13 protein-coding genes and 1 tRNA gene are annotated in these 14,779 nt (G+C 43.7%); 2 read left to right on the top strand and 12 right to left on the bottom strand.

Annotated features, from left to right (window positions below; genetic code table 11):
* From rlmH to leuS, 5 genes are all read right to left on the bottom strand, one after another.
* Entirely contained in the window at positions 1-471 is a 471-nt protein-coding gene (gene rlmH, locus AACW75_RS21440; RefSeq protein ID WP_004735246.1) for a 23S rRNA (pseudouridine(1915)-N(3))-methyltransferase RlmH, read from the bottom strand.
* A 3-nt stretch (positions 472-474) separates the two neighbouring features.
* The gene (rsfS, locus tag AACW75_RS21435; RefSeq protein ID WP_017080327.1) at positions 475-792 is read right to left on the bottom strand and encodes a ribosome silencing factor; all 318 of its coding nucleotides are present in this window, start codon (positions 790-792) and stop codon (positions 475-477) included.
* 66 nt (positions 793-858) lie between these two features.
* On the bottom strand, positions 859-1,884 hold the full coding sequence (gene holA / locus AACW75_RS21430; protein WP_145572191.1) for a DNA polymerase III subunit delta: 1,026 nt from the start codon (positions 1,882-1,884) through the stop codon (positions 859-861).
* Between the two features lie 12 nt (positions 1,885-1,896).
* Positions 1,897-2,550 (bottom strand): LPS-assembly lipoprotein LptE, encoded by a 654-nt coding sequence (locus tag AACW75_RS21425; RefSeq protein WP_145572190.1) that lies wholly within the window; start codon positions 2,548-2,550, stop codon positions 1,897-1,899.
* A 194-nt stretch (positions 2,551-2,744) separates the two neighbouring features.
* On the bottom strand, positions 2,745-5,321 hold the full coding sequence (leuS, locus tag AACW75_RS21420; protein WP_145572189.1) for a leucine--tRNA ligase: 2,577 nt from the start codon (positions 5,319-5,321) through the stop codon (positions 2,745-2,747).
* Between the two features lie 265 nt (positions 5,322-5,586).
* Here leuS and AACW75_RS21415 point away from each other — a divergent pair, with 265 nt between their 5' ends.
* The gene (locus AACW75_RS21415) at positions 5,587-6,057 is read left to right on the top strand and encodes a zinc ribbon-containing protein (protein ID WP_145572188.1); all 471 of its coding nucleotides are present in this window, start codon (positions 5,587-5,589) and stop codon (positions 6,055-6,057) included.
* Between the two features lie 98 nt (positions 6,058-6,155).
* On the opposite strand, the gene lnt is transcribed toward AACW75_RS21415, so the two are convergent.
* The 5 genes from lnt to miaB all read right to left on the bottom strand — a co-directional run bounded on the left by lnt (position 6,156) and on the right by miaB (position 11,894).
* Positions 6,156-7,679: an apolipoprotein N-acyltransferase gene (gene lnt, locus AACW75_RS21410; RefSeq protein WP_135455439.1), complete on the bottom strand. Its 1,524-nt coding sequence runs from the start codon at positions 7,677-7,679 to the stop codon at positions 6,156-6,158.
* Between the two features lie 32 nt (positions 7,680-7,711).
* Positions 7,712-8,602 carry a CNNM family magnesium/cobalt transport protein CorC gene (gene corC, locus AACW75_RS21405; RefSeq protein ID WP_017074236.1) on the bottom strand — a complete coding sequence of 297 codons (891 nt, stop codon included), beginning with the start codon at positions 8,600-8,602 and terminating at the stop codon, positions 7,712-7,714.
* Between the two features lie 120 nt (positions 8,603-8,722).
* Entirely contained in the window at positions 8,723-9,184 is a 462-nt protein-coding gene (gene ybeY, locus AACW75_RS21400; protein ID WP_017074237.1) for an rRNA maturation RNase YbeY, read from the bottom strand.
* Positions 9,185-10,306, bottom strand: a complete 1,122-nt coding sequence (locus AACW75_RS21395) for a PhoH family protein (protein ID WP_135455437.1) — start codon at positions 10,304-10,306, stop codon at positions 9,185-9,187. It lies immediately after the preceding gene.
* Positions 10,307-10,469: 163 nt separating this feature from the next.
* A complete protein-coding gene (gene miaB / locus AACW75_RS21390) occupies positions 10,470-11,894 on the bottom strand; it encodes a tRNA (N6-isopentenyl adenosine(37)-C2)-methylthiotransferase MiaB (protein WP_017074239.1) in 1,425 nt (474 codons plus the stop codon).
* Between the two features lie 308 nt (positions 11,895-12,202).
* Between miaB and AACW75_RS21385 the strand changes: the two genes are divergently transcribed.
* The gene (locus AACW75_RS21385) at positions 12,203-13,378 is read left to right on the top strand and encodes a 2-octaprenyl-3-methyl-6-methoxy-1,4-benzoquinol hydroxylase (RefSeq protein WP_145572186.1); all 1,176 of its coding nucleotides are present in this window, start codon (positions 12,203-12,205) and stop codon (positions 13,376-13,378) included.
* A 71-nt stretch (positions 13,379-13,449) separates the two neighbouring features.
* On the opposite strand, the gene AACW75_RS21380 is transcribed toward AACW75_RS21385, so the two are convergent.
* Positions 13,450-14,496, bottom strand: coding sequence for a lactonase family protein (locus AACW75_RS21380; protein WP_145572185.1), 1,047 nt, complete (start codon positions 14,494-14,496; stop codon positions 13,450-13,452).
* Between the two features lie 157 nt (positions 14,497-14,653).
* A tRNA-Leu gene (locus AACW75_RS21375) sits at positions 14,654-14,738 on the bottom strand.
* Positions 14,739-14,779 lie beyond the last annotated feature (41 nt).

The following is a 14,779-nucleotide window of genomic DNA, read 5'->3' as shown; positions in this document are numbered from 1 at the left end:
TTATTCTCGATGATAAGGGTGGTTAGCTGTGATGCTCCAAGCTCGATACAAGCTTTCAGCCATGATAACGCGAACTAATGGGTGAGGGAGAGTAAGTGCAGACAGAGACCAACTTTGGTCTGCCGCTGCTTTACATGCAGGCGCTAATCCCTCAGGCCCACCAATAAGGATAGAAACGTCACGTCCATCTAATTTCCAACTTTCTAATTGCTCAGCAAGTTGTGGTGTATCCCATTTTTTACCTGGGATATCGAGCGTGACAATTCGATTGCCTTTTGGAACCGCAGCCAACATTGCTTCGCCTTCTTTCTGAAGAATTCGTGCAATATCAGCATTTTTACCACGTTTTCCCGCAGTGATCTCAATAAGTTCTAATGGCATATCATGAGGGAAGCGGCGTTTATATTCTTTAAACCCTTCTTCAACCCATTTTGGCATTTTTGTACCAACTGCGATTAACTGGATCTTCAAAGCTTAGCCCCAAAGTTTTTCTAGTTGGTACAGCTCACGATGCTCTTCTTGCATAACGTGAAGCATACTTGTACCCATATCTAGAACAACCCATTCACCTTCTTGTTGACCGTCCATACCTAATGGTTGCATACCAACTTTGCGCACTTCATCTGCGACATGTTGTGCAATAGACGCAACATGGCGTTTAGATGTACCAGTACAAACAATCATGTAATCAGTGACACTTGATTTGCCTTCTACATCAATAGTAACAATTGATTCGGCTTTCATATCGTCGGCTTTGTCTGCAAGAAAATCTTTTAGTTCTTCACGTAACACGGGGTGTTCCTTTAATCTGAAATTAGCTTTGTTTAGGATCTATTGACCCTAGAATATAACACGCTTTTATGCGTGAAATGGTATTGAAGCTGTAGGGAGACAAAACTCTACACCTAACTGATGAATTAGTGGCCAAGGCGACTGTTCATATTGAGTTTTTGTCATCAATTCGGCTTGAGTGAGCAACGCAAAAAGAGAGTGTAATTGAGAAATCGAAACTCTTGTTAGCGCGGCGTTATAAAGAGGCTTCTTAGATTGCCAGATACGGTGTTTTTCGAATACCTGACCGATCGGCATCTGTTTCAACTGTTGCTGCATTTGTAACAGTAAGGCAAGTTCACGTTGCACACTGCGTAATAAAATAACCGGCTCTACACCTTCCACTTCTAATTGTCTTAGAACTCGCTGTGCTCGGTTACCTTTGCCTGCGAGCAATGCATCAATCCAATGGAACGGAGTAAAATGGTTGTGGCGACTCAAAGACTCTTCTAGTCGTACTAACGTGAGCTTTCCATCTGGGTACTGAAGCGTCAGCTTTTCTAAGCTTTGAGTGAGTGCAAATAGGTTACCTTCATGCCATTGTGCCAGCATTTGAATGGCTTCAGGGTCTGGCGATAAACCGATTTGACGACAACGTGTTTGCACAAACTGAGGTAAGCGGCTGACATCTGGCGTTAGGCAACTGACCCAGTGCCCCTGATTAGACAGTGCCTTAAACCACTTAGCACTCTCTTGAGCTTTGTTTAGCTTAGTGCCAACCAGTACCAGTAAGATATCACTGTGGATATGCTCAGAGATTGCGAGTAATTCTTTCGCTATCGCCGCGTTCACACCAGATTCCGGTAGCTCTAACTCAATTATTTGACGGCTAGAGAACAGACTTAGAGCTTGAGTGCAGTCGTAGACTTGATTCCAGTCCAGATTATTATCTATAGCAAAGCGGTGACGTTCTTCGAAACCTTGTTGTTTTGCAGCCTTTTGAATCGCTTCTCGACTCTCTTGCAGTAGCAGGGGCTCGTTACCAAAAATGAGATAAACATTACCCAGCTGTTTAGCAAGTTGTTCTGACAAGCGGTCGGCAAAAATACGCATCAAATAAACCTATTATTCAACAGATTCAGTTGGCTGTGATTGTTCTGTTGAGCTCGGAGTGATCTCAACGTCGTCGATTTCGATGTTTTTGATGTTGTACTGCTTCTCAAGCTCTTTAACTTGAACATGCTCTAGAGTTTCTAGATCCATGCTATCTGCGGCAATGTTCGCTTTTAATCGAGCCATTTGACGAAGAATTTGACTTGTTGCAAGCTTGCGCATTTCATCTTCAATCATATCTCGCTCAACTGATTTTGCTAATGCAGTTAACGGGTTGTCTAGGTAACTACGGGTTACGCTCGTTGAGAATGTCTTCGAACCAATCTCAGGGATGGTTACGCGGTACGAAGCACGAAACGTTAACTCTTTTTCTGCTGCACGAGTATTTTGATAAAGAGATAGAGTACGTTCACCAACGCTTTCGCTAATAATATGCAAGTTCGGTGTGTTTTCCGCTGGTGGCACAATTTCTACATCATTCATTCGCAGCTGACCTTTCATCATACGTGTAAACATACTGTATTGGTCGTAACTGGTCACAGAGATTTTGTTGAGCTCTTCAGGTACCGAGTAATCGCCACGTAGGTGGAAACCACAGGCACTCAATAGGCTAACGGTTAAAATAACAATAGTAACTTTCAATGAAGATAGTGAAATCAGGCGCATTATTTGATGGCTCTCATGAAGGTAGAATACTTATTTAAAGGCTTTAGTACGTTCGAATTGCTAATGAATCCAAAGCGCTTAAATAAGTAGACAGGGTGTTTTATTCACCCTGTCTAAAGACTGCTTTTAAGGAATTAAGTTCGTTAATTCTGTAGCAATTTAATTGTGTTAACTAAGCTTTTAGCCTGTAACTGTTAGTTAGCAACGATGTTTAGAAGCTTACCAGGTACAAAGATAACTTTACGAATCGTTAAACCATCTAGGAATTTCTTAGTGTTTTCATCGTTTAGGCCAAGCTCACGAACTTGATCTTCCGTTGCGTCAGCTGTAACGGTTAGTTTCGCACGTAGCTTACCGTTGATCATAACAACGATAGTCTTCTCGTCCTCAACTAGCGCTTTCTCGTCAAATGTAGGCCATGTTGCTGAATCTACGTTTGACTCACCAAGAGCAATCCACATTTCGTAAGAGATGTGAGGAGTCATTGGGTAAAGCATGCGAACCACTGCTTTTAGTGCTTCATCAAGAATTGCACGATCTTGTACAGACTCTTGAGGCGCTTTCGCAAGTTTGTTCATCAATTCCATGATCGCAGCGATTGCTGTGTTGAACGTTTGGCGACGGCCGATATCGTCAGTTACTTTTGCGATAGTTTTGTGGATATCACGACGAAGTGCCTTTTGGTTGCCAGATAGAGCTGAAGTATCAACAGACTCAGCAGCACCTTTAGCAGAGTGTGCGTGAACCAGCTTCCAAACACGTTTAAGGAAACGGTTTGCGCCTTCAACGCCAGACTCTTGCCACTCAAGCGTCATGTCTGCAGGTGATGCAAACATCATGAATAGACGCACTGTATCAGCACCGTACTTGTCTACCATCTCTTGTGGGTCGATACCGTTGTTCTTAGACTTAGACATTTTGATCATGCCTGAGTGTTCAACATTGCGGCCTTCTTGATCTACAGCCGTTTCGATACGACCTTTACCATCACGCTCGATAGTCACGTCAGTTGGAGCAATCCATTCTTTCGTGCCTTTCTCGTTCGTGTGGTAGAACGCGTCAGCTAGAACCATGCCTTGACATAGAAGCTGCTTGAACGGTTCGTCAGACGTTACGTAACCTGCGTCGCGTAGCAACTTGTGGAAGAAGCGAGAGTAAAGTAAGTGCATACAAGCGTGCTCAATACCACCAACGTATTGGTCAACTGGTAGCCAGTAGTTTGCTTTCTCTGGATCTAGAATGTCATCAGCTTGCGGTGAACAGTAACGTGCGTAGTACCAAGACGATTCCATGAACGTATCGAACGTGTCAGTTTCACGTAGAGCTGGCTCGCCATTGAATGTTGTTTCAGCCCAAGACTTGTCCGCTTTGATAGGGCTAGTTACGCCATCCATCACCACATCTTCAGGAAGAATTACGGGCAGTTGGTCTGCTGGTACTGGGTGAACTTCACCGTCTTCGGTCGTTACCATTGGGATTGGAGCGCCCCAGTAACGCTGACGAGATACACCCCAGTCACGTAGACGGAAGTTTACTGTCTTCTTACCTTTGCCTTCAGCTTCAAGCTTCGCAGCGATTGCATCGAATGCTTCTTGGAACGCAAGGCCATCGAATTCACCAGAATCGAACAGTACACCTTTCTCTGTGTAAGCCGCTTCAGATACATCTAATTCAGAGCCGTCTTCTGGCTTGATTACTGGAATGATATCGATGCCGTACTTAGTTGCGAATTCGTAGTCACGTTGATCGTGAGCAGGAACCGCCATTACCGCACCTGTGCCGTAATCCATAAGAACGAAGTTTGCTACGTATACAGGCACAACACGACCGTTAAGAGGGTGGATAGCCGTTAGGCCAGTATCCATACCTTTCTTTTCCATCGTTGCAAGTTCAGCTTCAGCCACTTTAGTGTTACGACACTCTTCAACGAATGCAGCAAGCTCAGGGTTGTTCTTAGATGCTTTCTCCGCAAGAGGGTGACCTGCTGCGATACCAACGTAAGAAACACCCATTAGTGTGTCTGGACGAGTTGTGTACACTTCTAGTGGCGCTTCTTCACCGTTAACAGCGAAAGACAGCTCAACACCTTCAGAGCGGCCGATCCAGTTACGCTGCATGGTTTTCACCATTTCAGGCCAACCTTCAAGGTTGTCTAGGTCGTCTAGTAGCTCTTGAGCGTACTCAGTGATCTTAATGAACCACTGTGGAATCTTCTTTTGTTCTACTGGAGTATCACAACGCCAGCAGCAACCGTCTTCTACTTGCTCGTTAGCCAGTACAGTTTGGTCGTTTGGACACCAGTTAACAGAAGATGTCTTCTTGTAAACTAGGCCTTTTTCGTAAAGCTTAGTGAAGAACTCTTGTTCCCAACGGTAGTACTCTGGAGTACACGTCGCGAATTCACGTTTCCAGTCGTAACCAAAACCTAAAAGTTTAAGCTGGTTTTTCATGTATTCGATGTTTTCGTAAGTCCACGGTGCAGGCGCGGTGTTGTTTTTAACCGCTGCGTTTTCTGCTGGTAGGCCGAATGCATCCCAACCGATTGGCTGCATTACATTTTTGCCTTGTAGACGTTGGAAACGAGATACCACATCACCGATGGTGTAATTACGCACGTGACCCATGTGCAGTCGGCCACTTGGGTAAGGGAACATAGAAAGACAGTAGAATTTTTCTTTGTTTGGGTCTTCACTTACAACGAAAGTTTCGCTGTCATCCCAGTGTTGTTGAACCTTTTGTTCAATCTCTTGCGGGTTATATTGTTCTTGCATCGATGGTATCCGGTTATCTTGGAATTTGTGAGTTCGGTTAGAACAGAATCTTACAGATCGTCATAGAATACCTAAAGGAGCTTAGTTCAACAATAGCTATACCCTTCATACTTGCAGTTGCAGCATGGTTGATTGCGTAAATTCAAGTTAATTACTCAGGACAGCTATACTTAAGGGTATGAATTGCATTTGTTTGTTAGGAACTGGTCGTTTAACAGCGGCCCCGTTCACTAAGATAAAGCTTGGTCATCTTAAGGAGGTCGTTATGCCGAAGAAAAAAGCACTCTATGAAGAAGTCGTAGAAGAGGTTATTGAAACGCTGAAGCATAGTCCTGAAGAGATCAACAACAAAATTGAAACGTCAGGTAAGTATGCGAAAGCAGCCAATGACATGACTAAAGACGAACTGTCATTGATTTCAGCTTACGTGAAGTCGGACTTGAAAGAGTTTTCCGAAAGCTATGAAGAGAGTAAAGGCGGTCCATTTTATTTGATGATCACAGATTCTATTTGGCAAGGTCTGTTGGATATCACAGATCGTACGAAAGTCGAATGGGTTGAACTGTTCCAAGATTTAGAACATCAAGGTCTGTACCAAGCTGACGAAGTTATCGGATTAGGGACACTTGTCTGTGATAAATGTGGGCATCAAACCGAGTACAACCATCCAACGACGATTATTCCATGTATTAAATGTGGCTCGACAGGGTTTAGCCGCAAGGCATTAAAACCTTAACCGTTCTCTTCTAAATAGTTTAAGCACCATAAAACAAAAGGTTGACGCTCTCACGTCAACCTAGAATTTTTTACGCATTACGCATTACGCATTACGCATTACGCATCAGTTTTTGGTCTTCTCACAATCCAGCCTGCAATTAAACTCAGCAATGCCCAGATATACAGTGGCCAAGTGCCAACTACTCTATAAGGGGTTTGACCATCCGTTGAAATGAGCTCAGCTTTTAAAATAGCAGTTTCAAACTGAGGTATTTGCTTGATGATCTTACCCTTGTGATCTGTCACCGCTGTGACACCATTGTTCGTTGAGCGAATAAGCGGCTTACCAAGTTCCAGAGCACGCATTTGTGCGATCTCCATATGCTGCAATGGCCCGATCGAACGTCCAAACCACGCATCGTTAGAGAGCGTTAAAATGAAGTCGGTCTCATCCGTCACATTTTGTCTAACTTGATCATTAAAGATGATTTCGTAACACAACGCAGGAGCTAAATGGCGACCATTTGCCACTATATTGGGTTGAACAAAATCACCACGGCTGAATGATGACATTGGCAAATTAAAAAATGGAGCTAAAGGACGCAAGATAGCTTCAAATGGTACAAACTCACCAAATGGCAATAAGTGATGTTTATGGTAGCGCTCATTTGGATCGTAGTTGTACTCACCATATGGATTAACACCTAAAGATAGAACACTGTTGTAGTACTTCTTATCTTCAGATTGATTCAACACACCCGTGATAATCGCACTGTTGTTCATCTTCGCTGCGCTGTCTAGGTTGCGTAGGAAAGATGGAATCTCAACCTCGAAAGCGGGAATAGCAGCTTCAGGCCAGATGATAATATCAGCATCCCAGTTTTCTCTGCTTAGGTCGGTGTATTTCATCATGGTCGGCCAGCGATGGCTTGGTAGCCATTTGCTATCTTGGTCAACGTTGCCTTGAATCAATACCACTGATGTTGTTTTTTCTGGGTTAGGAGTCACCCAATCAATGTTTCGAATACCAAAACCTGTACTAAATACGATGACAGGGATGATGCCGATACTCCACGCCTTATTAATGGTCATATAAGCGAGCGCAGATGCTGAGATAATAATCGTTAGAGTGACGAGCTCGACACCACCAATAGGTGCGAATGACCCTAGCGGGGAGTCGATCTGACTGTAGCCTAGCCACAACCAAGGGAAGCCTGTCATTACCCAACCGCGTAACCAATCGCTGATCAGCCATAATGCTGGCGCAGCAAGGAAAAAGCGACCGAGGTTATTGGCCGGGAAGAACTTATTTAAGCCCCAGGTAAATAGACCTGAATATACGGCTAGGTAGCCAACAAGCAATGCCATTAAAAATAGATTGGCTGCCAGTGGCATTCCACCAAAGCCATCAATGCTGACATATACCCAGCTGATACCCGTCGTAAATTGGCCTAAGCCCCATGCGTAGCCAATCCAAAGTGCACTTTTAGGAGAGCGATTATGGATCAGTAGCAGCAATATAGCGGGGCTGAGAATAGCAAGAGGCCATATTGAGTACGGAGCGAATGAAAGGGTTGTTATAGCGCCCACAAAAACGGCCGCAAGCGGCCGTAATAGGCGATGATTAAATAGTTTAGTCATCTAATTTCTGTCATCTCTTTAGAGAGAAGTTGTTATTCTTCGATAGTCGGAAGAGGTTGCTCGTCAGGAATGGTTACCTGTAGCTGAATCACACGACGATTATCCGCTGAAGTTATTTTGAAATGGTAGTTTTCGATTTCTACAATTTCTCCACGAACTGGCAGGTGACCGAGCGCTGTCATGACCATACCACCTACAGTATCAACTTCATCATCACTAAAGTCGGTCCCAAACGTATCGTTGAACTCTTCAATAGTAGTTAAAGCTTTAACAGAGAAGGTATGCTTACTCAGCTTACGAATATCTAACTCTTCCTCATCGTCGAACTCGTCTTCAATTTCACCAACGATTTCTTCGAGGATATCTTCAATGGTTACTAGGCCAGATACACCGCCAAACTCATCGACAACGATAGACATGTGGTAACGCTCTTCACGGAATTCTTTAAGCAGGCGATCAACTCGCTTACTTTCAGGAACAACGACTGCAGGGCGAATCACTTGTTCGATATCAAATGGGGCACTGTCTGAACCTAGGTACTTAAGTAGGTCCTTCGCTAATAGAATGCCTTCAACATGGTCTTTATCTTCACTGATCACTGGGTAGCGAGAGTGTTGAGCGTCAGTAAGAAGCGCAATCAATGTATCTAAATCATCGGTGCGTTCAACTGTAACCATTTGAGAGCGAGGCAACATTATATCGCGTACTCGCATCTCTGAAATTTCCATAACACCTTCGAGCATGTCGCGTGTGTCGTGGTCAATTAGGTCATTAATCTCAGAACCGCGGATCACATCCACAAGCTCTTGGCGATCTTTAACTTCGCCTTGAAATATTTGGCCTAGACGTTCAAAGAAGGACTTTCTACTCGGACCTTCAGATTTTTTACTTCCCTCAGAAGTGGGGGGGTTACCTTCGTTCATGATTTCTCAAAAAATAACGCTATCAGAAGTGTGATAGCACACATTAAAACTCAGATTCCTGTGAAAATAACAGGTTCGATGAGTTGTTGTTTCTCTACAACCTACTTTACTAGAATCAATTTACTTTTCTAGAATATAAGGGTCTTCAAAGCCCATAGTTTGCATGATTTCTGTTTCGAGTGACTCCATCTCTTCAGCTTCATCATCTTCGATATGATCATAACCTAGCAGATGGAGACTGCCATGTACAACCATATGAGCCCAGTGTGCTAGCAGAGGCTTATTTTGCTCTTCTGCTTCTTTTTCGACAACTTGGCGGCAGATAATAAGGTCACCCAGTAGATCTAATTCCATTCCTGGTGGTGCTTCAAATGGAAAAGATAACACGTTAGTTGGCTTATCTTTTCCACGATAATCATGATTGAGCTGGTGGCTCTCTTTTGTATCAACAATACGAACGGTGAGCTCTGCATTCTCTTGGAACGGAGGAATTGTCTTATCTAACCAAAGCTGAATATCTTGCTCGGTTGGAAGACCTTGCTCATTTTCGACCGCTAGTTGCAGGTCTAGTTCAATAGACATCTATTTATCACCTTGTTCTGCAATTACAGAGCTATTTTGTGTTGCTAATTGTGTCGCAACGGCTTGCTGAGTCTCAAGAAATTTAGCTTCTCTTTCTTCTCGTTTACGTTGTTCAAACTCTTTGCGCTCTTTCTGGTCTTTTGCTTCCCACTTCTCGTACGCGTTCACGATACGAGCAACTACTGGGTGACGAACCACGTCTTCAGACATGAAGAAGTTAAAGCTAATGTCATCAACTTCACTAAGTACTTCAGTCGCATGGCGTAGGCCAGATTTTGCTCCACGAGGTAAATCGATCTGAGTGATATCACCCGTGATCACAGCGCGTGAGTTAAAACCGATGCGTGTTAAGAACATTTTCATCTGTTCTACCGTAGTGTTTTGGCTCTCATCAAGAATGATAAACGCATCATTTAATGTACGGCCACGCATATAAGCCAGTGGCGCAACTTCAATCACGTTACGTTCAATCAACTTCTCAACACGCTCAAAGCCAAGCATCTCAAAGAGTGCATCGTAAAGCGGACGTAAATAGGGATCTACTTTTTGGCTTAAATCGCCGGGTAGGAAACCAAGCTTCTCTCCAGCTTCAACAGCAGGGCGAGTCAGTAAGATTCGGCGAACCTCTTGTCGCTCCAAAGCATCAACAGCAGCGGCCACGGCAAGGTAAGTTTTGCCTGTACCAGCAGGACCAATACCAAAGGTGATGTCATGGGTTACCATGTTCATTAGGTATTGAGCTTGGTTTGGCGTACGCGGTTTGATGACGCCTTTTTTAGTCTTAATAGTCACTTCTTTGCCGTAGTCAATTTCAGACTCGGCATGTTGCTCCAAAATACCAGATTCAGTGACAGCAAGATGCACTTGCTCTGGTTCAATATCAGATACATTACCTTTAACAGGAGTCGTTTCCACATAGAGGTGCTTGATGATATCTAAAGCGGCTGCCGTGGTGTGGGGCTTGCCTACGATGGTGAAAAAATTACTACGGTAGTTAATTTCAACGCCAAGGCGACGTTCAAGGTGCTTTATATTGTCGTCGAATGGACCACATAAGCTTGCCAAACGCTGGTTGTCAGCAGGTTCTAGATTGATCTCTAAAGTAACGATTCTATTGCTCAAATTAGCCTCTCATTTTGTGCCACTCGCTCTTAAATAAAAAAAAGAGCAAGAAGCCCGATTTAGACCGGGCTTCTGATGGTGATATCCCTATTTCTAAGATGGTCACTTAGTTAGGTAATTTCAAGCTTTGTGTTTGCGCTTTGTGCTCAAACAGTTGTATTGGCTATGGCGTAAATGTTGCTACACCTAGCTCGTCTTCACGTTTTGTTTTTTCCATCATTTCTGCTGGAGTCATTACAACGCGTAGACCCATGTCTTTTTCTGTGCGAACTAGCTCACCACGTAGTGAGTTGGTGTACACCTCAGTGATCTTAACATCTACGAATTGACCGATAAGATCCGCAGAACCTTCGAAGTTCACAACACGGCTGTTTTCAGTGCGACCACGCAGTTCCATTAAGTTCTTTCTTGATGGACCTTCAACAAGGATACGTTGCTCTGTGCCTAACATTAGACGAGAGAAACGCATAGCTTGTGTGTTTACTGTCTGTTGCAGTTCCCACAGGCGATCTTTCTTCTCTTGTGCTGGTACATCACACGGGTAATCTGCGGCAGGTGTACCTGGACGAGGAGAGAAAACAAAGCTGAAGCTCATATCGAAATCAACTTCTTTAATTAGCTTCATTGTATCTTGGAAGTCTTGCTTAGATTCACCAGGGAAACCAACAATAAAGTCAGAGCTGATTTGAATATCAGGACGAGCTTTACGCAGTTTACGGATAATAGACTTGTACTCAATCGCGGTATGTGGACGCTTCATCATCGTAAGAATACGGTCACTACCACTTTGTACAGGCAAGTGTAAGAAGCTCACTAGCTCTGGCGTATCTTTGTAAACTTCAATGATGTCATCACCAAACTCAAGCGGGTGGCTTGTCGTGAAACGAATACGGTCGATACCATCGATAGACGCCACTAAACGAAGTAGCTCTGCGAATGTACAGATGTCACCTTCGTGAGTTGGGCCGCGGAATGCGTTTACGTTTTGACCCAATAGGTTTACTTCACGCACACCTTGCTCAGCCAGCTGTGCTACCTCGTAGAGTACATCATCCATTGGACGACTAACTTCTTCGCCACGAGTGTATGGCACAACACAGTAAGTACAGTACTTAGAACAACCTTCCATGATAGAAACATAGGCCGTTGCGCCATCTGCTTTAGGTTCCGGCAGGTTATCGAACTTTTCGATCTCAGGGAATGAGATATCCATTACTGGCTTTTCGTTAGACAGTGATGACTTAATCATTTCTGGCAGACGGTGTAATGTTTGTGGGCCAAAGATAACGTCTACGTACGGTGCACGTTGACGAATGTGATCACCTTCCTGAGTTGCTACACAGCCACCCACACCGATCACCACACCTTCTTTTTTATCTTTAAGCGTTTTCCAACGACCAAGCTGGTGGAATACTTTTTCTTGCGCTTTTTCGCGGATAGAACAAGTATTCAATAGTAGTACGTCTGCTTCCTCAGGTACTTCAGTTAGCTCATAGCCATTTGCAGCGTTAAGCAGGTCAGCCATTTTTGATGAATCGTATTCATTCATCTGACAGCCCCAAGTTTTAATTAGCAGTTTCTTACTCATTATATGTTCGCTCGATCGTTAGTTTAATTTAAGGGAGCAAATCGCCCATTATTCATCCGCCAGTATTGTTTGTCATAATTCGGTATTCAATTTTATGACTGGCTCTAGCGGCAAGCGGCGTATTGTACTGGTTTCAAAACCGACTGACTAGTAGTCTGAACAAATCTCTTATGTAGTGGTTTTTATTATTGTTAACGCCATATACCATAAGGGATAACCCTTTTTTCGAATAAGGTTTTTGGTTACAAGTTAGTTATGAAAAAGTACAATCAAAAACAGTCAAAGAATCAAACTGATAAGTACAAAATATGAACAGTTACGACGTTGTAGTAGTGGGTGGTGGCATGGTTGGCGCAGCAACAGCGGTCGGTTTTGCAAAGCAAGGGCTGAGTGTTACGGTGATCGAAGGTTTTGCCCCACAAGCTTTTGATGAGGCACAAGCGATGGATATCCGTGTATCGGCAATTTCTCAAGCTTCGGTAGATTTACTTGAAGAGCTGGGTGCGTGGCAAAGCATTGCTGCAATGCGGGTCTGTTCTTATAAACGTTTAGAAACGTGGGAGCACCCAGAGTGTCGTACTCGATTTGATGCTGCATCACTGGATCTGCCTCGTCTAGGCTATATCGTTGAGAATAGGCTCATTCAACTAGGATTATGGTCTCAGTTTGAAGCATACGACAATTTAACGCTCCTATGCCCAGAGAAATTGGACACTATTGAGTTTGGCGAAACCAACATAGTGAAGCTCCAATCTGGTTCTCAATTATCAGCAAAGTGGGTCATTGGCGCTGATGGAGCCAACTCAGCCGTTCGACAGCAAGCTGGTATCGGCATTACGGCTTGGGATTATCGACAGCACTGCATGCTTATCAATGTGGAAACGGATCAACCTCAACAAGATATTACTTGGCAACAATTTTTACCAAGTGGTCCTCGCTCGTTTTTGCCTCTATGTTCTCTAAGCTCTGACGGTCAAGAAGTCGGGCAGGGATCGTTGGTTTGGTATGACTCCCCATCTCGTATAAAGCAATTATCATCGATGACCCCTGAAAAGTTGCGAAATGAAGTACTTGCTAACTTTCCTAAAGAGCTAGGTGATATCAAGGTATTGAATTCTGGATCTTTTCCTCTGACACGACGTCATGCTCAATCATACTCAAAGAATAATTGCATTTTAGTCGGTGATTCAGCGCATACGATCAACCCTTTAGCAGGGCAGGGCGTCAACTTGGGCTTTAAAGATGTTTCAGTACTATTGGATGTCACCAATGAAAAAGGCGAATTGAATCAATCTGTAGCAAGACGCTATGAAGTGATGAGAAGAAGTGACAACTTAATGATGCAGAGTGGAATGGACTTCTTCTATAAAACCTTCAGTAATGACATTGGCCCTCTAAAGTTTGTACGCAATGCTGCACTAAAATTAGCGGAAAGCTCAGGGCCGATTAAAGCTCAAGTATTGAAATATGCCTTGGGCCTTTAAAACGGCTAGATCAGGTTATTTATATAGAGAAGGAGAGCCGATGCTCTCCTTTTTTGTTTTTGCTGTAATGCTTATTGTTGCTGAGTGACACAAACTGGTGCATCAAGGTCTAACGAGTAACCGGTATAGGTCAGAGAGCCATCTTCAATGTTACGCTTGAATGAGGTGATGTTGTTGGAGTGCTGGTTGGCGGCGATAAGCCATTTCCCATCGTCAGTTATATGGAAGTCTCTTGGGAATTTACCTTCAGTGTCGTAGCTATCAATGAAAGTCAGCTTTTGAGTCTCAGAATCGACTTTGAAGCTGCTGATTCTTGATTGGTTTCGACATGACACATAAAGGAATTGCTCATCAGGGGATAGCTTAATCGCAGCTGCGGCTTCTCCCTTCTCCATATTAGGTAAGGCATCAACCTCATCCACTATATTCCAAATACCTAAAGACTTTTCCAAAATCAATATCGTTTCAGAGAGCTCACAGATTACATAGGCTTTGTCTTCAGCTTTGTTGAAGATTAGGTGACGAGTCCCATTTCCTGCGGGCGCTTTAATAGACTGCATTGGCTCATCAAGGAACTCTTCTTGCTCTTCGTCAAAGCAATAGAAGTTGATTCGATCGGTGCCGAGATCGACAGTCACAAACTGTGGTGAGTTTTGTAAGAACAAACATTGATGGGCGTGTGGGCTAGTTTGTCTCTCTTTGTTCGGCCCTGAGCCAACCATCTTGATTGTTTTGAGTCGTTTATCGATGTTGCCATTGATACTTAAGCTAAAGATATCAAATGTACCTGACGAGTATTGGGAAGTGATAGCAAATTTATTGTGTGGATCTATCGCAATGTGGCAGGGGTGATCTCCCGAGATTAGGCCTGTATTGGACGAGATCGGTGAATCAACATTAGGTATATGGATGAGTTGCGGTTGTTTCTTTTGCCCAACCTCAGATGCCGTATAGATTCCAGACTTTGTCGCAGTGACAAAAGAGGGGTTATTACATTCGGCAATAAGCTCTAGAGGTAATAGTTTTCCTGTTTCTAGATCTAATTGAGTTTGATAGACACCTTGGCTTTTACTTGGGGTATCCGTGTAGCAACCGAGCGTTAATGGGAGGGTTTTCATAGGTAGTCATACTCAATTAGAAAGTGGAGCAGACATTGTCTTATAAAATCGTATTAAAAGTGAGGTTATAGAGGAGAATACTTGGTGACTTGGCTAGCAGAATTACATATTCCAGATAAAACAAAACCCAGCTAAAAAGCTGGGTTCTATTCAATGATGGTGCGGTCGGAGAGACTTGAACTCTCACACCTTACGGCGCCAGAACCTAAATCTGGTGCGTCTACCAATTCCGCCACGACCGCAGCAAAGCTTTTACTCTAGCGAAGAGTATAGTTAAGAAGAC

Source organism: Vibrio sp. L3-7 (assembly GCF_963898195.1).
GTDB lineage: Bacteria > Pseudomonadota > Gammaproteobacteria > Enterobacterales > Vibrionaceae > Vibrio > Vibrio echinoideorum.
This window is presented reverse-complemented; position numbering and strand designations above follow the sequence as displayed.